The sequence below is a fragment of the Lautropia mirabilis genome, from assembly GCF_900637555.1.
Classification (GTDB): Bacteria; Pseudomonadota; Gammaproteobacteria; order Burkholderiales; family Burkholderiaceae_E; genus Lautropia; species Lautropia mirabilis.
This window is the reverse complement of the sequence record NZ_LR134378.1, coordinates 1501794-1524619: the sequence shown is the minus strand read 5'-3', so window position 1 is coordinate 1524619 and position 22826 is coordinate 1501794. Positions and strand designations below refer to the sequence as shown.

Here is a 22826-nt window from a genome sequence, read left to right as displayed (position 1 = left end):
GAACAGGCCGTTTCCGTCAACGCTCAACCGATTACTTCTTCTCTTCCTTGAACTCGGTCGGCGCCTTCAGCTGCTCCATCAGGTCGTTGTCCCACTTGCCGTCGACCTTGATCTGGGCCAGAGCACCGAGGTTCACGGCCTCGATCAGGTTGTGGTTCAGATACACATACACGCCAGGTTGCTTGAACGTGTACATCGCCGCCCCCGTGGAACCCGCGGCGATGGCCCAGGTCTCCAAGTTCTGTGCCGGGGTGTCGGCCAGGTTGCCACGCTCCCAGACATAATCGCCATGACCACCGATCAGGTGCGGGTAGCTGAAGCGGTTGGCCTGCGAGTGGTAGATCATCACCGTCTCGCCCACCTTGGCCGTCAGCGCGTTCTCGCCCGTGTAGGCGCCCTTGCGCTCGCCGAACACGATGTGCGTCGGGATCAGCTTGTCCATGACCTCGCGGTCATCCGCCATGGACTCGGCAGCACTTTGATAGCGCTTGAAGTTGCCGTTCTCATCCTTGGGCAGGTAGAAGTCCTGCTCGCCGATGTAGTAGGCACGGTCGTAGTGCAGCTTCTTGCCGTTCTTGTCATGCAGGCCTTCCTTCGGCAGCACCGTGATGGCGCCGTTCATGCCGTGCACCACGTGCCACGGAATCATCGCGCCGCCAGGAGCGCAGTGATACACGAAGGTACCCGGCTTGGTGGCCTTCCAGCGGATCACCACTTCCTGGCCAGGCTGAACGTGGGTCAGCTCGCCAGCGCCCAGAGCGCCGGTGGAAGCGTGGAAGTCGATGTTGTGCACCAGCTCGTTCTTTGCCAGGTTCTTCAGCGTCAGCTCGACGTAGTCACCCTCGTGAACGATGATCATCGGGCCAGGGACCGAACCGTTGAACGTGAACGCCCACATGAAGACGCCCGGCTCAACCTCGATTTCCTTCTCTTCGATGAACATCTCGACCTGCACCACGCGCGGCGCCTTGGGCGGCGTCAGGCTGTGCTCAGGAACGAACGGAGGCTTGACCAGCTTTTGCTTCACGCGCTGCAGCTTCGCAATGCTCGCAGGCGCCTTGATGACATCGTAACCCGGCAGCCCGCCGGTGGTGGAGACAACGGGATCGGCAGCGAAAGCCGCAGTCCCCACGAGGCAGGAACTCACTGCCGTGCAGATAAGCGCCTTGCGCATGACAGAAGCGATCATGGGAGATACCTCTCGATCGAAAAAAATGGAGCTGATTGGACGAAGTCAGACGTACACAACAACCGTCAACATCTGAAACACAACAAGGATCAATCTATAGGAACGGCCACCTCCATCATTTGACGTTCATCAACTTTTCAACGCAATCTGAAGAAAGTTTGATTCATGTCAGATGAGAGCCATTCTTTTTTGGCGATGAACCTGTCAAAAACACTCGGAAACTCGCCAAGACCCTTGCTGCAAGCCGTTCTCCAGCCGGTGTGCATGAAAGCAACACCCATGCAGGCACCTTGCAAACCCCAAAAGAGCCCCTGTCATCAGAACCGTACATCCATGTTCATGAATTAATGTTCATAAGTGAACGTTCATTTATTAACATTCACTCCTGAAAAGAAATGAAAACGTCCTGAAGGTCTTTTTCCAGGCGCCTGATGCTTCCACCTGCACTCGGAGAGCCACCTGCCACTCGAAGAGCCACCTGCGTTTGGAGAGTCCCCAGCCTCCCTTTCGACGCCCTCCTCCTCACGCCCCTTCCCCTCACGACACGCCCCCACCAGGGGCGACTCCTTTCCCTCTGCCCCCCTCCCCGACATCCCCGCGGCACCACCGCCCTCACGGTGCACCACGGCCACAGCCCCCCCCTTCCCTTGACAACCGAGGTATACTGAAAGGTCTGGGGCCGACCTGGTTTCGACGGGGGTAGTGAAGCGGCTCAGGGCGTGTCGAGGGTCCGTTACCTCGTTAATCCACCGGAAAACCAATAAACGCCAACGACGAGCGTTTCGCACTGGCCGCTTAAGGCCTAGCCGCTGCACCGGGTTGTCGGTAGCCCGGGCCCCGCAAGGGGCAGCAGTGTCATTCTTACCGAATCGTCCCTGGCTGGGCCACCTGGTCAGGGCCTAAAACTCAGGTGGCTGGTTGCTGGTTGAGCCTGTGCGTCGGCGTAACGGCAACGAGATCTCAATGACGTCACTACACACGTAGAACTGGTCGCAGAAGACTCTCGGACGCGGGTTCGATTCCCGCCGGCTCCACCAATCACTAAAATCCCAACCCTTATCGGTTGGGATTTTTTTTGCCCGTTCCCCCAGTGTTGGCGCGGTTTCGGGGCTTGGGCTCTTGACCTCCTTATTGCCGGTACGCCGATCTTCACGCCCAAACGTGCCGTTTTTCTCTCTCCGTTCTCTGCGGGTCTCTTGACCGGGCAAGCGGCGAATTCCTGTGTTTTCAATGGGTTGATGCCCGCTGGTTGCGGTTTTCGTTTGCTGTAGGACAGGCGACCGAGAATGGAGGAAGGCGGGGGCGTCACGCACCCGTCGCCGGTTGCAGCGCGATGATCGCCATACCGGCCAAGGCGATGCTAGCTCCCGCAAGGTCCCAGCGGGTCAGCGCGACGCCGTCGACAAAGTGCAGCCAGACCAGCGCCACGGCGATGTACATCCCCCCATACGCGGCATAGGTTCGCCCGGCGGCCGTCGGGTGCAAGGTCAGCAACCAGGCGAACAGCGCCAAGGAAAGTGCCGCTGGCAAGAGCAGCCATGCCGATTTGTCCTGCTTCACGACCAGCCACGGCAAGTAGCAGCCGACGATTTCAGCCACCGCTGTCACAGCAAAAAGGAGGGCAATTTTCAAGAGGTCCATCGTCACGTCTCCTGAAGTGCCTGGATCATCGGGCAGCGCACCTGTCCCAGTGCGGCGCAGCAGCGCTGCACCAGATCTTCCAGGACCGCCTCAATGCGGTGAAGATCAGCGAGCTTGGCGCGCACATCCGCGAGCTTGCGTTCGGCCTGTTCGCGGGCCTCGGTGCAGTGCGACCCATCCTCGAGCTCTAGCAAGTCGCCGATCTCGTCCAGGCTGAACCCCAGGCGCTGGGCCGATTTGATGAAGCGCACGCGCGCCAGATCCGCCTCACCGTAGCGACGGATGCCGCCCTGGGGCCGGTCTGGCTCCTGCATCAACCCTTTGCGTTGATAGAAGCGGATCGTCTCGACGTTGACCCCGGCAGCCTCGGCCAGGACGCCGATGGTCAGGGTTACGGGTGGTTCATTCATGGCGCTTGACTCCGTACTTAAGTACGGAAGTAAGCTTACGCTATGAAAACCGATCGACCAACAGAACCACAAGACAGCGGACGCGGCGCGCTGGTGACGGGCGGACTTGCCGCCATCCTGGCCTCCACGTGCTGCCTCGGCCCCTTGGTGTTGATCACGCTCGGCGTTTCCGGCGCGTGGATCAGCAACCTGACGCTGCTGGAACCCTACCAGCCCCTGTTCATCGGCGCGGCGGTGGTAGCGCTTTTCTTCGCTTACCGCCGCATCTGGCGACCGGCCACGGATTGCGCACCGGGGCAGGTCTGCGCCCTTCCATCGGTCAACCGCGGCTACAAGGTGCTGTTCTGGATCGTGGTGGCGCTGGTGATCCTCGCCCTCGGATTCCCGCTGATCGCTCCCTGGTTCTATTGAAAGGAATTTGCCATGAAGAAACTCGTTGTGCTGGCCACATTTGCCGCTTTCGCCTCGCCCTTGTGGGCCGCGCCCCAGACCGTCACGCTGTCCGTTCCGGGCATGAACTGCGCAACGTGCCCGATTACGGTCAAGAAGGCGCTGACCAAGGTATCGGGCGTCAGCAAGACCGAGGTGAGCCTGGACAGGCGGGAGGCCAAGGTGACCTTCGATGATGCGAAGACCAACGTCGAGGCCCTGACGCGCGCCACCAAGGATGCGGGTTACCCCTCAACCGTGGTGGGGAGTGCCAAGTGACAGCGATGATCCTGGAGTCGACGCTGACCTGTCCCGAGTGTGGCCACGCCAAGACCGAGACGATGCCCACAGACGCCTGCCAATGGTTCTATGAGTGCGAGCAGTGCCACACGGTGCTCAAGCCCAAAGCCGGTGACTGCTGCGTGTACTGCTCCTACGGCACCGTGCCGTGCCCGCCGATTCAGGAGCGCGGTAAGGGGACTTGCTGCGGCTCATCGGCCGGATAGCAGGCGCGCGCACTGAACGTCCCATCGCTGCGGGATGGCCCTGCGGCTGACACGCTCCAGGGTCACTCCGTCATCCTCACCGGCTGCGCAGGATTCAACGATGCTGGGTGCCAACTGAGCCAATCGGGCGATTCTGCTGGCCCGACCGAGATCGAGGCCCTCAGCTTGTGCGATCGCGCTGATCGATGCAAATCGACCTTCGTCCAGCAGGCGCTGCCAGTGGTGCGCGAGGCCAAGCGCCCGCATCAACGCGGTGTCCTGCGCGGTCGACCGGGCTTCCCGCTCCCGGGTGGCCTCGGACAGAAATTCCTGCGGCGCGTCCAAGGGCGTGATGACCTGCTTCTTCAGCCCCCGCTTCACCAGCGTCCAGGGCACGAAGGTTTCCAGTTGCACGCCGCCTGCCGGGTTCGGCAGTTGATAGGTGACCGGATCACCCTTGAACCGGCCCCGGTGCTTCTTGCTCATGCGTCCTCCTCAAAGCGCTTCACGATCTGGCGTTGCGCCTCCCAATCCACCGGCAGCGGGTTGCGCTGGAACCAGATCAGGTTCATCCGGCGAGGCTGCCGCCCGGCCATCAGCAGTTCGAGGATGTCAGGCGCGAATGGAAATGAAAACGTCCTGAAAGTCTTTTTTCGGGTGCCTGATGCTTCCACCTGCACTCGAAGAGTCCCCTGCCTTTGGAGCGCCCCCAGCCCCCCTCTCGACGCCCCTCCTCCTCACAACAGCCCTCCTCACAACCCTCCTCCTCACAACCGTCCCCCTCACGACACGCCTCCACCGGGGTCGACTGCTCTTCCTCTGCCCCCCACCACCCTCCTCCCCGACGTCCACGCGGCACCACCGTCCTCACGGTGCGCCACGGCCACAGGCCACCCCCTTCCCTTGACAACCGAGGTATACTGAAAGGTCTGGGGCCGACCTGGTTTCGACGGGGGTAGTGAAGCGGCTCAGGGCGTGTCGAGGGTCCGTTACCTCGTTAATCCACCGGAAAACCAATAAACGCCAACGACGAGCGTTTCGCACTGGCCGCTTAAGGCCTAGCCGCTGCACCGGGTTGTCGGTAGCCCGGGCCCCGCAAGGGGCAGCAGTGTCATTCTTACCGAATCGTCCCTGGCCGGGCCACCTGGTCAGGGCCTAAAACTCAGGTGGCTGGTTGCTGGTTGAGCCTGTGCGTCGGCGTAACGGCAACGAGATCTCAATGACGTCACTACACACGTAGAACTGGTCGCAGAAGACTTTCGGACGCGGGTTCGATTCCCGCCGGCTCCACCAAAAACCCAGGGCCTGGATAGTCTCCAGGCCCTTTTCCTTTGCGCGCCCCCCTCGTGGCGTGAGGGCGGCGGGTGGCGACGCGGCCAAACCAGCCAAACCAGCCTGGTTCCAAGCCTGTCCGGTCTCTTTTCTCTGTTTGATCAGCTCCACCCGACCGTCGCCGCCGACCAGTACGCTCTCGATCAGGCTCGTTTGCCGTCAGGGTGAAAACCGAAGTTTGCGGCTTGCACCTGCGCCAGCCGTGCTCCGCTCCAGAGGCAAACGGGATAATTCTGGAAACGACGTGGCTATGGCAACGGCAGTTACCCCGTTTCCCGTACGCCCAGAAGATCACTGCTAGCGATAGATAGATACTATCCGTATCTGATAGCATCCCGAAACCATGTCGGCGAAATCGAAGCTTACGCACAGTGGTTGCCCACAGCCGCCCAAATCCGGTCGGGTTGATGGGAAAAACCTTGAATAGAAGCCTACAGGAGTGCGCTGTTTGAGCCAAGAAGGCCAACTCCTCGACCAAAAATCCTTACAGTCCGTGATCGGCAAGAACGCCGACTGGAACGAGCTGGCCAAGGATTGCATAGCCTTCGCCAACGCGACCGGTGGTCGTCTGCTGCTCGGCATCGAGGACGGAGAAGACGCGCCACCCGCAGGCCAACAGATCCCTACCGACCTTCCGGACACCATTCGACGCAAGATTGCCGAGCGCAGCGTCAACGTGGCCGTGCTTCCGGATGTGGTTACCGCAGCCAATGGCGGTCAATACATCAACCTCGCAGTTCCCCGGGCCATCGCGGTGGCGTCGACAACCGACGGCCGCTACTACCTGCGGGTGGCCGACCAAAGCAAACCTGTCACGGGTGACAATGTGCTGCGGCTAGCGGCGGAGCGTGCGGCGCTACCGTGGGAAACGCAGACCACACTGCAAATGCCCAGGTTAGTTGCCGCTCCGGACAAGGTCGGCAAGCTGGCGAACGCGCTGAGGGCATCGGACCGGGTCAAGCCTTCAGTCAAAGAGAAGTCCGATGACGAGCTCCTCGACCATTACCAGCTCGCACAAGGTGGCTATCTGACCCACTTGGGCATCCTTTGTCTAGGACAGCAGCATCAGCGTGCGCAGCTGACCACCGCCCCGGTGATCCAGTTCATCAAGTACGACGAGCACGGCCAGAAGGTCAACAAGCTGGTGTGGGACGACCACACTTTGAATCCGATGGAACTGATCGAGGCCGTCTGGGTGGAGGTGCCCGACTTTCGAGAGCGCTACGAATTGCCGGATGGCCTGTACCGCCAGAACGTGCCCGCCTTCGACGAGACGGTGGTACGCGAGCTTCTAATCAACGCGCTGGTGCATCGTCCCTACACTCAGCGCGGCGACATCTTCCTGAATCTGCACCCGGATCGGCTGGAAGTGGTCAACCCGGGTCCCCTGCCGCTGGGCGTCACACCACAGAACGTACTGCACACCACCGTGCGTCGCAACGAGCACCTGGCTCGTCTGTTCCACGACCTGAAGTTGATGGAGCGCGAAGGCAGCGGCTTCGATAAGATCTTCGAGGTGCTGCTGTCGCAGGGCCGCCCGGCGCCGGAGCTGATAGAAACTCATGACCGCGTACAGGTCACGGTACGCCGCCGCATTCTCAAGCCCGAAGTCATCGACTTCATTGCCAAGGCAGAGCAGACCTACCAGCTTACCCAGCGTGAGCGCATCGCCCTGGGCCTGCTGGCGCAGCACGACGCCATGACCGCTCGCGAACTGGCCGCCGTATTGGAGCTGCCCTCGGTCGAGTCGCTGCAACCATGGATCAAGCGGCTGCTGGAGTGGGATCTGCTCCAGTGCGCAGGGCGCACGCAAGCCACGCGCTATTTCGTCGATCCGGGGTTGCTGCGCCATCTCGATTTTGCGGGGGAAACGACCCTGAAACGGATCGAGCCGCACCGGCTCACCGCCCTGCTTCTCGAAGACCTCAAGCGCTACCCCAAATCAGCCATCGGCGATATCCGCCGGCGCATCGGCAGCGAGATCCACCCCAGGCAGGTCAAGCGTGCGCTGGATGGCCTGGTGGACAAGGGCGAGGTGCGCTTTGAAGGTGACAAGCGCTGGCGGCGCTATTGGGCGGTGTCATGACAACGCTATCGGACAATTTGTGCCCTATCGGCCATAGTCGGGCGATAGAAAACGGGCGATACACCGGTAAAGGCCAAATAAATCAAAGTCTTATATCGGCCACCGCAGGTGCAGTATGGTCGATAGCGGCAAGGCTAAACCACTGCAACCCAGTGGCTTTCCATCACTTGCCAGGAGGCAGCCCGTGATGGCGGAACAGAAAAAACAAACTCCGCTGATTCGCTACGCGGACTCAACGACCGAAACCTCGATAGGTCCAAAGCCGATAGGCAGGGAACTCAGCGCGAGAGCATATCCCGAACGGCCTGTATGTCAAGCCAGGCTGACCTTGGCCCAAGAACAGCAACGAGACCCTGCATGCCTACATTGAACTGGATCGGTAAAGAAGCCGTCGTAAAACACCACAAAGAAGTGCCGTTCCGCCTGTTGGAGCCGGTGCCCGAGCTATCCTGCGGCGATGCCGACAGCGGCAACCTGATCGTTCAGGGCGACAACCTTCACGCGCTCAAGGCCCTGCTGCCCCGCTACGCGGGGCAGGTGAAGTGCATATACATCGACCCGCCCTACAACACCGGAAATGAGGGCTGGGTCTACAACGACAATGTCAACAGCCCGGAGATTCGCAAGTGGCTGGGCGAGGTGGTTGGCAAGGAAGGCGAGACACTGGACCGGCACGACCGCTGGCTGTCGATGATGTATCCGCGCCTGGTGCTGCTGAAACAGTTTCTGCGCGAGGACGGGGCGATCTTCATTTCCATCGATGACAACGAGGTGGCTACACTGCGTTTGCTGATGGATGAGATTTTCGAAGCCCGAAATTTTGTGGGCACGGTCATATGGCAAAAGAAATACGCAGTATCCAATGACCACAAAACCATCGCACCGATGCACGACTTTGTACTGGTTTATCAACGATCACCCAGTTGGCAACGCAATCTGCTACCGCGCGGGAAGGAAAAAGACAACCAGTACAGGAATGAAGACGAAAAAGGAAAATTTCGTATCAGTGACTACACGTGTGCCAAAACAGCAGAAGAACGTCCAAATCTCTACTACCCAGTAACCAACCCCAACACTGGCGAGGAAATATGGCCCAAACGCACCCGCGTTTGGGCCTATTCACAAGAGGAACACCAACGACACGTGGCAGAGGGCTTGATCTACTGGGGCAAGGACGGCAAGGGAAAGGTGCCTGCCTATAAGCGCTACAAACACTCACTCCGCAATGATGGGGTGGTACCGCAAACGCTCTGGCCACACGAATTTGCAGGCCACACCGATGGTTCGCGCAAGGAGCTTCGCGAAGTGCTGCACGACATTCCATCGGTATCAGATTTCGCAACACCTAAGCCCTCCCTGCTTATCCAGCGCGTTCTGCAAATTGCCACTGACAAGGATTCGTTGATCCTTGACAGCTTTGCTGGTTCCGGTACTACCGGACATGCTGTGCTGAAGCAAAACGCCGAGGATGGCGGAAAACGCCGCTTCATCCTCGTGGAGATGGACACGGGCATCGCAAATAACGTCACCCGCGAGCGGATCAAGCGGGTCGCCGACGGCTACACAAACGCCAAAGGTCAGGCTGTCGAAGGCCTCAGCGGCGGCTTCCAGTTCTGCCGGCTGTCCGCTGAACCGCTGTTCAACGCCGACGGCCAAATCCGCAGCGACGTGAAATTCGCGCAACTGGCCGAGTTCGTCTGGTTTGCCGAAACCGGCACGGGCTTCACCGGCACTGCCAATTCGCCGCTGCTCGGCGTGCACGAGGGCCGCGCGATCTACCTGCTCTACAACGGCATCCTCAAGGACAAATCGTTGGGTGGTGGTAACGTGCTGACCGGCCCGGTGTTCGATGTACTTCCCAAGTTCGCCGGCCCCAAAGTGATCTATGCCGCAGCCAATCGCATGGGTGGCCGCGCTGCACGCGAGGGCATCACCTTCAAGCAAACCCCCTACGCGCTGGAGGTGTAAACCATGACCACATTCGCGCCCAAGACCTACCAGCAGCAAGTGCTCGACAGCGTTGAGGCCTACTTCAAAGCCTGCCACGAGCTGCCGTCGCCTTCGATTGCCTTCACCGCCACCACCGAGCGCCTGTGGGGCCGTGGCAATGCGTACAACCCGCTGTCGGGCTTTCCGCCCGACATGCCGTACTTCTGCCTGCGCGTGCCCACCGGCGGGGGCAAGACCTGGCTGGCGGCCAAGAGCATTCAGCTTGCCAATACGCACCTGCTGCGCTGCGAGCACAGCGTGATCCTGTGGCTGGTGCCCAGCAAGCCCATCCGCGAACAAACCTTGCGCGCTCTGCGCGACCGTCTGCATCCGTACCACTCGGCACTGCGAGAGGCGGGACCGATCACGGTGATGGATATCGACGAGGCCAAGAGCGTGACCCGCGCGACGCTGGACACCTCGACCACCATCATCATCGCCACCCGACAGGCGTTTCAGGTGGAAGACGAGGAGTCCCGCAAGGTGTACCAGAGCAGCGGCGCGCTGATGCACCACTTCGACAATCTGTCGCCCACGCAGCGTGACGCCTTGTTGAGCGAGGGCGAAGGTTCCGAACGAATGACGCCGTGCTCACTGGCCAACGTGTTGCGCCTGCGTCGGCCTTTCGTGGTGGTGGACGAGGCGCACAACAGCCGCACCGAACTCGCCTTCGACATGCTGGTGCGCTTCCGCCCCAGCGGCGTGATGGAACTGACCGCCACGCCCGACCTGGAACGCACGCCCAGCAACGTACTTCACAGCGTCTCCGCCGCTGAATTAAAGGCGGAGGAAATGATCAAGCTGCCCGTGGCGCTCGAAACCGAACCGAACTGGCAGCAGTGTCTAGCCGACGCCATTGGCCGGCGCGACGCCCTGCACAAGCTGGCAGACGAGGAACACCGGGTCGGCGCGGATTACTTGCGGCCGATCGTCCTGATTCAATCCGAACCCCGCCGCACCGGTGTGGAAACACTGGATTTCGAGAAGGTTCGCCAGGAGCTGATCAGCAACCATGGCATCCCGGCCGGCGAGATCGTGGTCGCCACTGGCGAGGAGAAAGGTCTTGAGCAGATTGACGCCGACTACAAGCTGGGCATCGTCGATCCGTCCTGCCCGGTGAAGTTCGTCATCACCCAGAAGGCGCTGGCCGAGGGTTGGGACTGCCCCTTCGCCTACATCCTGGTGAGCATGGCCTCGTTGTCATCGGCCACCGCAGTAGAGCAGTTGCTCGGACGCGTATTGCGCCAACCCGGCGCCAGCCATCGGCAAGCCAAGGCATTGAATCAGTCCTATGCCTTCGTGGTCTCGCGCAACTTTGCTGAGACGGCAGGTGCACTGCGCGACCGTCTGGTCGCGAGCGCCGGCTTCGAGCGACGCGAAGTGACCGAGTTCGTCACCGCCGCCAAGGCTGAGCAGGCTCGACTGGATCTGGAAGGGCACGCCGGACGCGTCGTGGTTCGGCCGGTGGCGATCACCTTGACCGAGAAGCCCGACCTCAGGAGCGTACCGAAGCCGGTGCGCGACAAGGTGAGTTGGGACGGCAAGCTCAACACCCTGACCATCAGCACGCCGCTGACCGAGGACGAGGCGGAAGTGCTCAGAGCCTCTGTCAGCTCTGAAACCGCTGCCGCCGCGATTATCGAAGCCGCCGAAATCAGCCGTACCACGGCCATCGAGTTCTTCCAGACGCCTGCCGAGCTGGGCAAGCGCTTCCGCATCCCGCAACTGGCCTTGCGCGTACAGGGTGAACTGCAGTTGTTCGACGACCCGGAGGTACTGGAGTACCCATGGGATTTGTTCACCTGCGACGCCGCACCGACTGGTGATGACCTGAATACACTGAATGCCGGTCTGAAGGTGTCCGAAGGCGGTGAGATCGATGTCGACGATGAAAGCGGCAAGGTCGTTTCACGTTTCCTACCCGATCTGCAGCGCGACCTTGGGCTGGTCTATCAGCCCGAGAACTGGGACGAGGTGCGCCTTGCCACCTGGCTCTGCCGCAACTTGCCGGAACCCTCTCTAACCCATACCAGCAAGCAGGCTTTCGTGGCCAAGTGGCTGACCGAGCTGCTACGTCGCGATGGCTTCACGCTGGCTCGAGCCAATCTGCAGAAATTCCTGATCCGAAATCTGCTGGAGGCGCGCATTCGTGAGCTGCGCAGGCAGGCAATCGGCAAGACGTTTCAGCAAACACTGTTCGGCGACGATGCAGCCTCGCGCGTCGTAGTCACCAATCAGTACGCGTTTGAGTTCCACGCGCAGACCTATGCACCCAGCCGGGATTACGACGGCCGTTTCGGACACTTCGACTTTCGAAAACACTTCTACGGACGCATCGGCGACTTCGACAGCAAGGAGGAATTTGAATGCGCTTGCTGGCTGGATATTCAGGCGCAGCAGGGGCGCATCCAGTTCTGGGTGCGCAACCTCGTTCGACGCGAAGGTAGTTCGTTCTTCCTGCAGAAAGCCGATGGGCGTTTCTATCCGGACTTTCTGTGCCAGCTACCCGGTAATGATAACGAGCCGGGCCCAATCCTGGCCATCGAATACAAGGGTGCGGATCGCTGGACTGCCGCGGAGGATGACCGGTTAATCGGTAGTCTCTGGGCAAACCTGTCCGAGGGACGCTGCCACTTTGTAATGATCAAGGACAAGCACTGGGAGTGGATCGAGGACTATCTGAAATGATGCCGATTCACAGGCTCACAAGAGAGTGTAACCATGTCCGATATGCTGCTTCAGCCCTCGTTGTTCGAGAAGAATTATCTTCTCCGAAAACGCAGACAGGTTGTCCATGTGCCGAATCGCTCTGGTAGATCACGCCAGGAAGCACCTAAGCACAGGATCCAGAGAATTCCGTTGTGAGTATCTGTCGGTCATCACTGTGAAGTCGCTCCACCTTCTGTTCATGAGAAACCAGATCGACGATCGCTCCCAAGCAGCGCCAGAGAGTTCGTAGCTCTTTGCCAGGCGAGGCCTTCAGCCTCTCATACGCCAACTCTACCCGTTCGCACCTTTCGTACACGGCCTAGACCCCCGCTCGTTCGCTCAGCGTTCCGGCGAGATCAATAGAATGCCTTTCCCCCTCTTACAATAGAACCAAGAACAGCCCCAAGGGCAACAAGGCAGGAGCCAACCATGTACAAGAAACTTCTGGTCCCCCTGGATGGCAGCGCCACCGCTCAACTGGCGCTGAAGCACGCCGAAGCACTGGCCAGGCTCAGTGGCGCCTCCATCATCCTGCTCTCCATCGTCGAAGAGATGCACTACAGCAACGGCTACGAGCACCCGAAGGTCTATACCGAGCAGGTGCGGCCGCACTTCCTGGCCACGGCGCGTGCCCTGCTGGAAAAGGCGGCCAAGCCCTTGCGTGACGGTGGCCTGTCGGTGGCGGCGCACGTGGTGGAGAGTGGCAACCACCGTGTCTCGGAGCTCATTGTCCAGCAGGCCAAGGACGAGCATTGCGACCTGATCATTCTGGGCACGCACGGCCGTCGCGGCATCGACCGGCTGCTGCTGGGCAGTGATGCCGAGCAGGTGGCCCGCATCGCGCCGGTGCCGGTCATGCTGGTGCGCACGGACGGCAAGGAGGCCTGATTTTCAGGGGCGCTGGTTGTAGTCCAGTGCAATGTCCAGCCACCGATCGAATACGGGCTCGGTCAGTGCATCGGCCCGTACCGTGATCCAGCCGGTGGTCTTCTGCTGCTGCTTCCGATTGCCGATGCGGGCTGGCTGTGCCGTGCCCCCGGCCTCGGCCAGCAGGCGCTCCTCGTCTTCGGGCGGGCAGCGCACCATCATGTCGCCGCTGCGGCTGGCAAACGCCACGATGTGGCCGTCCACCATGAAGGACAGGCCGCCAAACATCTTCACTTCGCGCAGGCTGGGAATGCCCGCCAGCCGCTCGCGGATCCGCTGGGCCAAGGTTTCATCGTATGCCATGCGGCCCAGCATACCAGAGCGGCCCACCCGCCTGCCCCCAGCCTCTCACATCTTTCACGAAAGCTGCCGCGCCGGGTCTTTCCCCACCCTGCCCCTTTCAGGCCCCCTTCAGTCATACCCCATCATCGCCGGCAGCCACAGTGACAGTGCCGGCACGTAGGCAATCAGCAGAAGCGCCAGGATGCTGACCAGCGTGAAGGGCACGACCTTGACCACGATCTGCTCCACCGTCATGCCGCTGATGCCGGAGGCAACGAACAGGTTCTCGCCCAGCGGCGGCGTCTGAAAGCCAATGGAGAGCGCGCAGATGACCACGATGCCCACATGGGTGGGATCGGCGCCCAGCATGTACATGATCGGCATCAGCACCGGCACCAGGATCATGATGGCCGCCAGCGTTTCCATGAACATGCCCACGAAGAGCAGCAGCACGATCAGGAAGAGCCACACCACTTCCAGGCTTTCGGTCATGCCCAGCAGCTGCGCAGCCAGTTGCGCGGGGATCTCCTCTTCCACCAGCACCCGGCCGAACACCGTGGCCGCGAACAGGATCAGCAGCACCCGCCCGGTGATCCAGGTGGTGGCCAGCAGGGCTTCCCGCGCCTTGGCCCAGGTGATCTCCCGGTGCAGCACCACGCCCACCAGCAACGTGTAGGCAATGGCCACCACGGCCGATTCGGTGGGGGTGAAGAGCCCGGAATAGATGCCGCCCAGGATGATGAAGGGCGCCACCAGCGACCACACGCCATGGCGCAGCGCCTCGACGATGGCGCGGCCGCTCCAGGTATCGGTCAGGCCCCGGTAGCCGCGTCGGCGCGAGATCAGGTAGTTCACCAGGATCAGTGCCAGCGCCATCACCAGGCCCGGCACAGCCCCCGCCATGAACAGCTTCGGGATCGACAGGCTGGCGAATTCACCGTGCTGCGCCACGGCGGCCGGCGGAATCTGCAGACCCATGGCCGCCACGCCGAAGATCACCATCGGGATGGAGGGCGGAATGATGATGCCGATGCCGCCAGATGCCGCCGTGACGGCGCCTGCATAGGCCTTGTCATAGCCGCGTCGCGTCATGGCCGGCACCATCAGCATGCCCACGGCCGCCGTGGTGGCCGGACCGGAGCCGGAGATGGCGCCGAAGAACACGCAGGCCAGCACCGTGGCCATGCCCAGCCCGCCCGTCACCGGCCCGGCCAACGCCTCGGCGATGTCCACCAGCCGGCGCGAGATGCCGGCCGCCTCCATCAGTGCGCCGGCCAGCACGAAGGCCGGCAGCGCCATGAGCGGGAAGGAGCCCACCGAGGTGTAGGCGATCTGCACCATGCGTACCGGATCGATGTCCAGCACCCAGAAGCAGGCCAGCGCCGACACGGCCAACGAGACGGTGATGGGAGCGCCGATGAGCAGCAACACCAGGAAGGATCCGAAAAGGATCGCCACGATGGGGTATTCCATGCCCTATTCCTCGTGGTGCTGATGGGCCAGCCGCTCGATCTCGGCCTGCTCGGGGTCCTTCAGCGCCTCCCCCTTGATCAGCACGCGATAGTCGTTGGCCAGGATGCGTACCGACATCAGCACGAAGGCCACCGGCAGCACCAGATAGAAGTATTTCATCGGCAGGCCCAGCGTCTGCGAACTCCAGAAGCGGTTCATCCGGAAGAAGATGAAATCGATGCTGAGCCACGCAAAGTACAGGTTGAAGGCCACCCAGATGAGATCAGCCAGCCCTTCGGACACCTTCTTGACGATGGGCGGAAAGAACGTGAACTGGAAGGTGACGCGGTTGTGGGCCGAGAGCCTGGCCGCCACCACGGCGCCAAAGTACGCGAACCACACGAACATGTGCGTGGCCAGTTCATCCGCCCACAGGATGGTGTAATGGAACAGCTGCCGGCTGACGATCTGCGCAAACATCAGCGACACGAACCCCACCAGCAGAAAGGCGCAAACGAACTCCTCGACGTGATCCAGCCAGGACCAGCGGCGCTTCGGGCGGGGCTGCTTCTGTGCTTGGGCCATGGCGTTTCCCGTCACAGGGCTGGCGGCAGGCACGGCGGCCAATCAGCGCCCCAGGGCACGCTGGGTGGCATCGATCTTCTCCTTGCCGCCCACCGTGTCGTAGAAGCGGGGCCAGACACGCTCCATGGCCACCTTTGCCCAGGCCTCTTCGCCCCCAGCGGGTTCAACGATCTCCATGCCCTTGGCCTGCAGCTGCTGCCTGACCTCACGTTCGGTCCGCTGCAGATAGTCGTAGCTGTGCGTCGTGGCTTCCCGACCCGCCGCCAGGATGGCATCCTGCATGGCAGGCGTCTGATGCTGGAAGACCTCTTCACTGATCACCAGCGGCTCCAGCGAGAACAGGTAGCGGATGGGCGTGATGTACTTCTGCACCTCGTCGAACTTCATCGCCGCCACGGTGATGAACGGATTGTCCTGCCCATCCACCACCTTCTGCTGCAAGGCGGTGAAGGTCTCGGACCATGCCAGCGGCGACGGATTGATGCCCCAGGCCTGATAGGTCTCGATCATCACCTCATTCTTGGGCACGCGGATCACCATGCCGCTCAGGTCTTCCGGATTCGTGACCGGCTTGCGTGAATTGGTCAGCACCCGGAAGCCCGAGAACGCCCAGCCGACGATCCGCACCTGGGCATCACGCACGGTGTTGTCCACCAGTTCTCGGCCGATCTCGCCCTGCACCAGCGTGCGCGCCTCGTCGGCATTGCGCACGATGTAGGGCAGCGTCAGCACGCTCAGCGTGGGCGAGAACGGCGCCAGGTTGTTGATGGCCAGCACCGACATATCCAGCGTGCCCATGGCCGCCTCGTTGACGGTGTCCTCCTCGCTGCCCAGCTGGCCATTGGGAAACAGCGCCACCCGGTGCACGCCCTGCGTCTTTCTTTCCAGCGACTGCTTGAAGAATGACGCCAGCTCCCACTGGGTACCGCCCTGGGCATCGCCCACGGCCATCTTGAAGGTGGCGGCACTGGCCGTGCCGGAGATGCCCAGCAGAATGGCCACGATCAGCATGATGCCGGCAGATTTTGGTCGCATGGAAGGTCCCTCCCTGGGGTCGGCGCTCTTTCCCGGGCGAGTCTGCCCGGTCTGGATTCGGGAATGTGCCGGCGGTGCGCCGGCACGCGTTGCGTCGTCGAAGGACGGGTTACAGGACTTCGTCCTTCAGGTGATACCAGCGGTACAGCGCCCGCTGGCCAAGCCGCCGGAATGGCGCAAACCATTCCGATGTGATGACGCCAGCCACGTTGGGGAAAGGCAGCTGCCCCTGGAAAATGGGCAAGCGCAGCGAGCCTCCGGCGCCGGCGATCCACTGCGCCAGGCGGCGACCGGCCTGGGCAGCGTACATCACGCCATTGCCACCATAGCCAAGCGCGTAGTAGATGGCGACGTGAGGGTCGGGCTGCACGATGCGCGGCATCATGTCGTGGCTGACATCCACCCAGCCCCACCAGGAATAGTCGATGGACACGTCACGCAGGCCCGGAAACTTGCGCACCATGCCGTCCAGCAGCATCCGCTCGTAGCGCTTGTCGGGCGCACCGCGTCCGTTGATGGCGCTGCGACTGCCGATCTGCAACCGACCATCCGGTGTGAGTCGATAGTAATGGCGCAGCACCCGCGTGTCGGTAATAACCTGATGGGTGCGCAGGCCATTGGCCTCGATCTCCTCGGGCGTGAGCTGGCGCGTGACCACCGAGTTGGACAGGATGGGCATGAGGCGGTTGCGCAGGCGGGGATGCAGTGTCTGCGACGTGTAGCCGCCCGTGGCCACGGCCACGGCCCGCGCACGCACCACGCCACCGGGCGTCTGCAGATGGTGCCAGCCGTCCTTCGTGACCCAGCCCTGCACCGGACTGGCCGGATGCACGGTGGCCCCCAGCGCCCTCGCCTTCTTCAGGTAGCCGAAGGCCAGCTTGGCCGGATGCACCCCCAGCCCCTCGGGCTCGTGCATGGCGCCAGCCGCCTCGTGGTCGTCGATGTAGTGGCGACGCAGCGTGTCGGCATCAAGGATCTGCGCATCGTAATCGAAGACCTCGCGCAGCACCTTCGCCTCCCTCTCCAGCATCGGCATCCGGGCCGCACGGTGCGCCACGTACAGGTGGCCGCCAGGCTGCACATCGCAATCGATGTCGGCAATCAGCCGCTTGAAGTACTCCATGCCATCCAGACATTCGGCATGCAGCGCCAGCGCCGTGTCCAGCCCCCAGCGTGCGATCCATTGCGAGCGGGTCAGGCGACCGGAGGCACACTGGGCCTGACCCCCATTGCGCACGCTGCATCCCCAGCTCACGCGGTTGGCTTCCAGCACGGTGGCCCGGACGCCGTGATCACGCGCCAGTGCGATGGCGGCCGACAGCCCGGTGAAGCCGGAGCCGATGATGGCCACATCCACCTCGCGGTCGCTGTCGATGGGGCCATCGTCCGCGGGCGGCTCACCGGCCGTGGCAATCCAGTAGGTCGGTGAGTAGTCCTGCCCGCATCCGGGCGTGGACGCCAGCAGAGGATCATAGGTCGGATCGTAGCGATCCAGCGCACGGGTGGTTGAAACGTCCTTCGACGGCAAGCGTTGGCGAAGGAATCCCTGGTCGACTGCAATATCCATCATGCAAACCCACAAAAAGACATCGGGGCGCAGATCGGCTGCAATCACGTGGCTGCATATACCGGGGATCGACACGCGCCATCGCACGTGCGGACCATCGGAATATCTGCCGATCGGTGCCATGGCCACAATATAAATGACATGGCACCGATCTTATTTATCGGAAAAATACTATTGAAATAACCAAATCATGAAAAAGCGGAGAGCGCTCACATCCGCATCAGCAATACCACGCCCGTCATGAATGCGGCAACGAACAGCGCCTCGCTCACCAGCAGCACAATGGGCCGCCAGCCCAGCGCGGCGATCTTCCCGAACGAGGTCTTCAGCCCCAGTGCCGAGATGGAGATGACGAGCGCCCACGAAGAAGCATCACCGGCCAGGTCATGAACAGCCGCCGGGATCCAGCCCAGGCTGTTGAGCACCATCAGCAGCACGAACATCAGCAGGAAGAAGGGCAGCAGCGGTGGCCGCTTTGCCGGCTTGCTGCCATCCAGGGAGGCCGACTGCGCCACGGCCTTGCGAAAGACGAAGGCCAGCGTCAACACCACCGGCACCAGCATGGCCACCCGGAACATCTTGGCCAGCGTGGCGGCCTTGGCGATCTCGGGCGACAGGATGTTGCCCGCCCCCACCACCTGCGTCACGTCATGAATGGCACCGCCCAGGAAGAGGCCTGCCTCGGCCACCGACATGTCCAGCCAGCGCACCCAGAGCGGATACAGCACCATCACCACCGTGGACAGGCTGGCGATGCCGATGGCCGTCATCAGCGTGTTGCGCTCGTTCTCGGCCGTCTGCGGCATGGTGGCGGAAATGGCCATGGTGGCCGAGATGCCACAGATGCCCGTCCCCCCGCCCGACAGCAGCCCCAGCATGGGCGGCAGGCGCAGCGCACGCGCCATCAGCACCCCGAAGGTCATGGTCAGAACCACGGCCCCCGCCAGTCCCAGAATGCCCCAGAGCCCCAGCGCCGAGACATCGGCCATGACGATGCGGGCGCCCAGCAGCGCCACCCCGATGCGCACCAGCTTCTTGGCCGAGAACTCGATGCCCGGCACGCAACGCGCGTCTTCAGACAGGAAATGGAAGGCGATGCCGATCAGCAGCGCGTAGAGGAACTTCGGGCCGCCGTAGTGCTCGGACACAAAGCTGGCGGCCACGGCAATGACCGTGGCCAGCATGATGCCGGGCAGGTACCTGCCCACGACGGAGAAAGGCGTGGCAGGGTCGGGGCGGGAAGGCATGGCAATGAGCGGATGAGGGAGCGGGATCAAGGACCCCGGCATCATACCCTGCCCGCCTGAGCCCCCGCCCGACAGAGAAAGGCCCGGACAGAAAAAACCCCTGATTCCCGCCAGAGCCGCAGCCGGGGGAACCAGGGGATGCGTCCACCCGGGCCAGCCCCGGGCGGAAACGGACAACAGACGGCCGATCAGGCGCTCTGCAGCGCCGTCACCGCAATGGCGTTGACGATGTCGGGCGTATCAGCGCCCCGCGACAGGTCGTTGGCCGGACGGCGCAGGCCCTGCAGCAGCGGCCCCACCACCATGGCGCCACCGATACGCTCGGTGATCTTGTAGCCGATGTTGCCGGCATCCAGGTTGGGGAACACCAGCACGTTGGCACGGCCCTTCAGCTTCGAGTCCGGGAGCTTGCGTGTGGCGATCGACGGCACCATGGCGGCATCGAACTGCACCTCGCCGTCCAGCTTCAGATCCGGCTCGGCCGCAGCCAGCAGCGCCACGGCGCGCTGGACCTTCTCGACGTCGGGGTGCTTGCCACCGCTGCCGGCGGTGGAGAAGGACAGCATGGCTACACGCGGCTCTTCACCCAGCAGCTGCTGGGCGCTGCGACTACCGGCGCGGGCAATGTCCACCAGCTCCTCGGACGTGGGATTGATGACCAGGCCGCAGTCGGTGTAGATGAGGCCACCCTGCATGGGATGATGAGGCTTGTCCAGCGCCACCAGGAAGAAGCTGGACACCAGGCTGGTACCCGGTGCCGTGCCGATGAGCTGGATGGCGGCACGAACCACGTCGGCCGTGGTGTGCACGGCGCCGGCCACCGAGCCGTCCACCTTGCCCTCTGCCACCAGCATGTTGGCAAACACCAGGGGCTTGCGGATCTCGGCAGCCGCCTTCTCGGGCGTCATGCCCTTGTGCTGACGATGCTGGAAGAGACGCTCGGCCAGGGCCGCCGTCTCGGGATCGTTGGCGGGATCGCGGATGGTGAGGCCGTCCAGCGACAGCCCTTCGGCGGCCGCACATTGTTCGATGGCCTTGCGGTTGCCCACCAGCGTGATGCGGGCCACGCCGCGCTGCTGTGCCTGCACGCCGGCCCGCAGCACGCGGGGATCGTCGGCTTCACACAGCACGACGTTCCGGTTCAGCGCGCTGGCACGCTGCTGGACTCCCTGCAGCAGGTCCGGGAGGGCGGGATCGGGGATGTAGGTGAGAGTGCTCATGGCAAACGACGGAAAAGGGACAATGGGCAGGATCCTGAATGTGATCCCATGGTACCCCAGCACCCCCGCCATCGGCGCAACCACGTGCCATGGTGAAAACCCCAACCCGGAAGCCCTCACCCTACGGGGTTCCTGGGGATCCTCTGGATAAGTCACGCGAACCGGCGCGCCACGGAACGGGATGCAGGACAAGGCGACATTTGCTGTCAATAGCGGCGCTATTGACAGCAAATGGCAACGCAGTCATGCGCCCGTTACGGGGATGCGACGGCCGCGGGGACTTGTTCAGAGGATCCCTAGACATAATCCCGGTACTTGTCCAGGAAGCGCACCGGCTTCGACAGCGCATCGCGCCGGAACGGATCGCCCAGCTCGCGGGTGCACATGATCTCGATGATGCAGGTCTTGCCCTCGTTCATCTGCATGTCGATGGCTTTCTTCAGGCTGGGGCCCACGTCTTCCAGACGGTCCACCACAATGCCCTCGGCCCCCATGGAACGGGCAATGCCGGCAAAGCTCGGGCTGTCCAGCTCACCGGCCACGAAGCGGCGGTTGTAGAAATCCACCTGGTTCTTCTTCTCGGCCCCCCACTGCCGGTTGTGGAACACCACCGCCGTGACCGGGATGCCGTGGCGCACGCAGGTCATGGTCTCGACCATGCTCATGGCCCACGCACCGTCCCCGGCATAGGACACCGCCGGCCGGTCGGGACGGGCCACCTTGGCGCCGATGATGGTGGGGAAGGCATAGCCGCAGTTGCCAAAGCTCATCGGCGCAAAGAAGCTGCGCGGCCGCTCGAAGCGCAGGTAGCTGTGCGCGACCGAATTGATGTTGCCGATGTCAGTGGAGAGCATCACGTCCGGCGGCAGCGCCTTTTCCAGCTCACGCAGCACCTGGCGCGGATGCAGGTACTGGCCGCCGCTGAAAGGCGTCTCGCCCTTCTGCTCCTCGATCATTTCCAGGCTGTACGGATCGGTCTCGTGTGTCCAGGCATCCAGCTCCTGCTCCCAGGCGGTCTTCTCGGCCTGGATCTTCGCGGCACGCTCGGCCTTCGTTGCATCCGACACCAGCGTGCGGCCCTGCAACCGCTCAAGCAGCGCCTCGGCCGCCGCCTTCGCATCGCCGCAGATGCCTACCGAGATCTTCTTCACCAGCCCGAGCATCTTGTTGTCGGCATCCACCTGGATGATCTGCGCCGCTTTCGGCCAGTAATCCATGCCATGCTGGGGCAGCGTGCCGAACGGCCCCAGGCGGGTGCCCAGTGCCAGCACCACGTCCGCCTGGGAAATCAGCTTCATGCCAGCCTTGGAGCCCTGGTAGCCCAGCGGACCGCACCACAGCGGGTGGCTGGCCGGGAAGCTGTCGTTGTGCTGGTAGCTGTTGACCACGGGCGCCCCCAGCCGCTCGGCCAGCGCCCGGCACTGTTCCACGCCATCGGCCATCACCACACCGCCGCCCGACACAATGACCGGGAACCTGGCCTGGGCCAGCAGCTCGGCGGCACGGTCCAGACTTTCCTTGCCGCCCGGGCCACGCTCCAGCGGCATCGGGCGGGGGATTTCCGTCTCGATCTCGCCATAGAAGTGGTCGCGCGGGATGTTGAGCTGCGTGGGGCCCATTTCCGACAGCGCCCGGTCGAAGCAGCGCCCGGTGTATTCGGCCATGCGCGCCGGGTTGTTGACGTGCGCCTGATACTTGGTGAATTCCTGGAACATGGGCAACTGGTTGCATTCCTGAAAGCCCCCCAGCCCCATCGTGCGCGTACCGGCCTCGGGCGTGACGATGACCACCGGACTGTGGGCCCAGTAGGCCGCCGCAATGGCCGTGACACAGTTGCTGATGCCCGGGCCGTTCTGCCCGATGACCACGCCCTGGCGGCCGCTGGCACGCGAGTAGCCGTCTGCCATATGGGCCGCACCCTGCTCATGCACCACCGAAATGAAGCGGATGCCCGCCGGCGTGAAGATGTCCATTGCATCCATGAAGGCCGACCCCATGATGCCGAAAATGTTCTTCACCCCATGGGCCACCATGGTCTCCACGAAAGCCTCGGAAGGCGTCATTTTCTGAATCCCTTCCACCACCTGCCTCTCGTCTTTCACCATGTTCCCTTCTCCTCTTTCAGCAAACCGATGCGGGCGCATCCATTTGAAATCCATGACAAGCGGATTATTTTCTGGGCATGGGAAAAAGTGTCAATAAAACCTGTGGATAATGCGCATGAGGCCATGCGCAAATCGC

At 62.4% G+C, this 22826-nt stretch carries 19 protein-coding genes, 2 other RNA genes and 2 pseudogenes; 9 read left to right on the top strand and 14 right to left on the bottom strand.

All coding sequences use genetic code 11. The annotated features are described in order from the left end of the window. Positions 1–31: 31 nt before the first annotated feature. Positions 32–1174: a copper-containing nitrite reductase gene (gene nirK / locus EL249_RS06100; RefSeq protein ID WP_126348324.1), complete on the bottom strand. Its 1143-nt coding sequence runs from the start codon at positions 1172–1174 to the stop codon at positions 32–34. Positions 1175–1864: 690 nt separating this feature from the next. Between nirK and ssrA (EL249_RS06095) the strand changes: the two genes are divergently transcribed. After that, positions 1865–2226, top strand: a transfer-messenger RNA (tmRNA) gene (gene ssrA / locus EL249_RS06095). Between the two features lie 268 nt (positions 2227–2494). On the opposite strand, the gene EL249_RS06090 is transcribed toward ssrA (EL249_RS06095), so the two are convergent. Further along, the gene (locus EL249_RS06090; RefSeq protein ID WP_005673685.1) at positions 2495–2830 is read right to left on the bottom strand and encodes a YnfA family protein; all 336 of its coding nucleotides are present in this window, start codon (positions 2828–2830) and stop codon (positions 2495–2497) included. 2 nt (positions 2831–2832) lie between these two features. Continuing rightward, positions 2833–3240 (bottom strand): mercury resistance transcriptional regulator MerR, encoded by a 408-nt coding sequence (gene merR, locus EL249_RS06085; RefSeq protein ID WP_005673686.1) that lies wholly within the window; start codon positions 3238–3240, stop codon positions 2833–2835. Between the two features lie 42 nt (positions 3241–3282). Here merR and merT point away from each other — a divergent pair, with 42 nt between their 5' ends. From merT to EL249_RS13550, 3 genes are read left to right on the top strand one after another with little or no spacing between them, the layout of a single operon-like run. Then, entirely contained in the window at positions 3283–3651 is a 369-nt protein-coding gene (gene merT / locus EL249_RS06080; protein WP_040529918.1) for a mercuric ion transporter MerT, read from the top strand. A gap of 12 nt (positions 3652–3663) precedes the next feature. Then, on the top strand, positions 3664–3948 hold the full coding sequence (gene merP / locus EL249_RS06075) for a mercury resistance system periplasmic binding protein MerP (protein WP_005673688.1): 285 nt from the start codon (positions 3664–3666) through the stop codon (positions 3946–3948). Then, positions 3945–4175 (top strand): GDCCVxC domain-containing (seleno)protein, encoded by a 231-nt coding sequence (locus tag EL249_RS13550; protein WP_083799502.1) that lies wholly within the window; start codon positions 3945–3947, stop codon positions 4173–4175. The genes merP and EL249_RS13550 overlap by 4 nt, the downstream gene beginning before the upstream one ends. Here EL249_RS13550 and EL249_RS06065 read toward each other — a convergent pair. Continuing rightward, positions 4161–4640, bottom strand: coding sequence for a hypothetical protein (locus EL249_RS06065; RefSeq protein WP_005673689.1), 480 nt, complete (start codon positions 4638–4640; stop codon positions 4161–4163). The two genes, EL249_RS13550 and EL249_RS06065, sit on opposite strands and share 15 nt — an antisense overlap. Further along, positions 4637–4774, bottom strand: a pseudogene (locus EL249_RS06060) (site-specific recombinase resolvase); the annotation flags it as partial. The pseudogene EL249_RS06060 and the gene EL249_RS06065, both read right to left, overlap by 4 nt. A 311-nt stretch (positions 4775–5085) precedes the next feature. Here EL249_RS06060 and ssrA (EL249_RS06055) point away from each other — a divergent pair. The 4 genes from ssrA (EL249_RS06055) (at position 5086) to EL249_RS06040 (ending at position 12249) form a co-directional block, all read left to right on the top strand. Next, positions 5086–5447, top strand: a transfer-messenger RNA (tmRNA) gene (ssrA, locus tag EL249_RS06055). A 487-nt stretch (positions 5448–5934) separates the two neighbouring features. After that, positions 5935–7572: an ATP-binding protein gene (locus tag EL249_RS06050; RefSeq protein ID WP_005673692.1), complete on the top strand. Its 1638-nt coding sequence runs from the start codon at positions 5935–5937 to the stop codon at positions 7570–7572. Between the two features lie 357 nt (positions 7573–7929). Beyond that, complete coding sequence (locus EL249_RS06045; protein WP_005673693.1) at positions 7930–9540, top strand: site-specific DNA-methyltransferase; 1611 nt, start codon at positions 7930–7932, stop codon at positions 9538–9540. A gap of 3 nt (positions 9541–9543) precedes the next feature. Then, positions 9544–12249, top strand: a complete 2706-nt coding sequence (locus EL249_RS06040) for a DEAD/DEAH box helicase (protein ID WP_005673694.1) — start codon at positions 9544–9546, stop codon at positions 12247–12249. An 83-nt stretch (positions 12250–12332) separates the two neighbouring features. On the opposite strand, the pseudogene EL249_RS13545 reads toward EL249_RS06040, so the two are convergent. Continuing rightward, positions 12333–12531 (bottom strand): annotated as a pseudogene (locus EL249_RS13545) (transposase); the annotation flags it as partial. 168 nt (positions 12532–12699) lie between these two features. Here EL249_RS13545 and EL249_RS06030 point away from each other — a divergent pair. Beyond that, positions 12700–13158 (top strand): universal stress protein, encoded by a 459-nt coding sequence (locus EL249_RS06030; protein ID WP_005673695.1) that lies wholly within the window; start codon positions 12700–12702, stop codon positions 13156–13158. Positions 13159–13161: 3 nt separating this feature from the next. On the opposite strand, the gene EL249_RS06025 is transcribed toward EL249_RS06030, so the two are convergent. From EL249_RS06025 to xsc, 8 genes are all read right to left on the bottom strand, one after another. Next, positions 13162–13500, bottom strand: coding sequence for a TfoX/Sxy family protein (locus tag EL249_RS06025; RefSeq protein WP_040531380.1), 339 nt, complete (start codon positions 13498–13500; stop codon positions 13162–13164). A 108-nt stretch (positions 13501–13608) separates the two neighbouring features. Further along, positions 13609–14952 (bottom strand): TRAP transporter large permease, encoded by a 1344-nt coding sequence (locus EL249_RS06020; protein WP_005673697.1) that lies wholly within the window; start codon positions 14950–14952, stop codon positions 13609–13611. A gap of 3 nt (positions 14953–14955) precedes the next feature. Further along, the gene (locus EL249_RS06015; protein ID WP_005673699.1) at positions 14956–15516 is read right to left on the bottom strand and encodes a TRAP transporter small permease; all 561 of its coding nucleotides are present in this window, start codon (positions 15514–15516) and stop codon (positions 14956–14958) included. Positions 15517–15558: 42 nt separating this feature from the next. Beyond that, entirely contained in the window at positions 15559–16551 is a 993-nt protein-coding gene (locus EL249_RS06010; protein WP_005673700.1) for a TRAP transporter substrate-binding protein, read from the bottom strand. A gap of 109 nt (positions 16552–16660) precedes the next feature. Further along, positions 16661–18121: an NAD(P)/FAD-dependent oxidoreductase gene (locus EL249_RS06005; RefSeq protein ID WP_005673701.1), complete on the bottom strand. Its 1461-nt coding sequence runs from the start codon at positions 18119–18121 to the stop codon at positions 16661–16663. A gap of 206 nt (positions 18122–18327) precedes the next feature. Next, entirely contained in the window at positions 18328–19395 is a 1068-nt protein-coding gene (locus EL249_RS06000) for a YeiH family protein (protein WP_232002047.1), read from the bottom strand. Between the two features lie 158 nt (positions 19396–19553). Next, positions 19554–20585, bottom strand: a complete 1032-nt coding sequence (pta, locus tag EL249_RS05995) for a phosphate acetyltransferase (protein ID WP_126348111.1) — start codon at positions 20583–20585, stop codon at positions 19554–19556. Positions 20586–20881: 296 nt separating this feature from the next. Next, positions 20882–22690 (bottom strand): sulfoacetaldehyde acetyltransferase, encoded by a 1809-nt coding sequence (gene xsc / locus EL249_RS05990; protein ID WP_005673704.1) that lies wholly within the window; start codon positions 22688–22690, stop codon positions 20882–20884. Positions 22691–22826 lie beyond the last annotated feature (136 nt).

Excerpts from the sequence above, each read along its gene's own strand:
- nirK (WP_126348324.1), bottom strand. The coding sequence starts at position 1,174 with ATGCGCAAGGCGCTTATCTGCACGGCAGTGAGTTCCTGCCTCGTGGGG.
- EL249_RS06040 (WP_005673694.1), top strand. The coding sequence starts at position 9,544 with ATGACCACATTCGCGCCCAAGACCTACCAGCAGCAAGTGCTCGACAGC.
- EL249_RS06030 (WP_005673695.1), top strand. The coding sequence starts at position 12,700 with ATGTACAAGAAACTTCTGGTCCCCCTGGATGGCAGCGCCACCGCTCAA.
- merP (WP_005673688.1), top strand. The coding sequence starts at position 3,664 with ATGAAGAAACTCGTTGTGCTGGCCACATTTGCCGCTTTCGCCTCGCCC.
- EL249_RS06015 (WP_005673699.1), bottom strand. The coding sequence starts at position 15,516 with ATGGCCCAAGCACAGAAGCAGCCCCGCCCGAAGCGCCGCTGGTCCTGG.
- pta (WP_126348111.1), bottom strand. The coding sequence starts at position 20,585 with ATGAGCACTCTCACCTACATCCCCGATCCCGCCCTCCCGGACCTGCTG.
- merT (WP_040529918.1), top strand. The coding sequence starts at position 3,283 with ATGAAAACCGATCGACCAACAGAACCACAAGACAGCGGACGCGGCGCG.
- merR (WP_005673686.1), bottom strand. The coding sequence starts at position 3,240 with ATGAATGAACCACCCGTAACCCTGACCATCGGCGTCCTGGCCGAGGCT.
- xsc (WP_005673704.1), bottom strand. The coding sequence starts at position 22,690 with ATGGTGAAAGACGAGAGGCAGGTGGTGGAAGGGATTCAGAAAATGACG.
- EL249_RS06005 (WP_005673701.1), bottom strand. The coding sequence starts at position 18,121 with ATGATGGATATTGCAGTCGACCAGGGATTCCTTCGCCAACGCTTGCCG.
- EL249_RS06090 (WP_005673685.1), bottom strand. The coding sequence starts at position 2,830 with ATGGACCTCTTGAAAATTGCCCTCCTTTTTGCTGTGACAGCGGTGGCT.
- EL249_RS06065 (WP_005673689.1), bottom strand. The coding sequence starts at position 4,640 with ATGAGCAAGAAGCACCGGGGCCGGTTCAAGGGTGATCCGGTCACCTAT.
- EL249_RS06020 (WP_005673697.1), bottom strand. The coding sequence starts at position 14,952 with ATGGAATACCCCATCGTGGCGATCCTTTTCGGATCCTTCCTGGTGTTG.
- EL249_RS06025 (WP_040531380.1), bottom strand. The coding sequence starts at position 13,500 with ATGGCATACGATGAAACCTTGGCCCAGCGGATCCGCGAGCGGCTGGCG.
- EL249_RS06045 (WP_005673693.1), top strand. The coding sequence starts at position 7,930 with ATGCCTACATTGAACTGGATCGGTAAAGAAGCCGTCGTAAAACACCAC.
- EL249_RS06010 (WP_005673700.1), bottom strand. The coding sequence starts at position 16,551 with ATGCGACCAAAATCTGCCGGCATCATGCTGATCGTGGCCATTCTGCTG.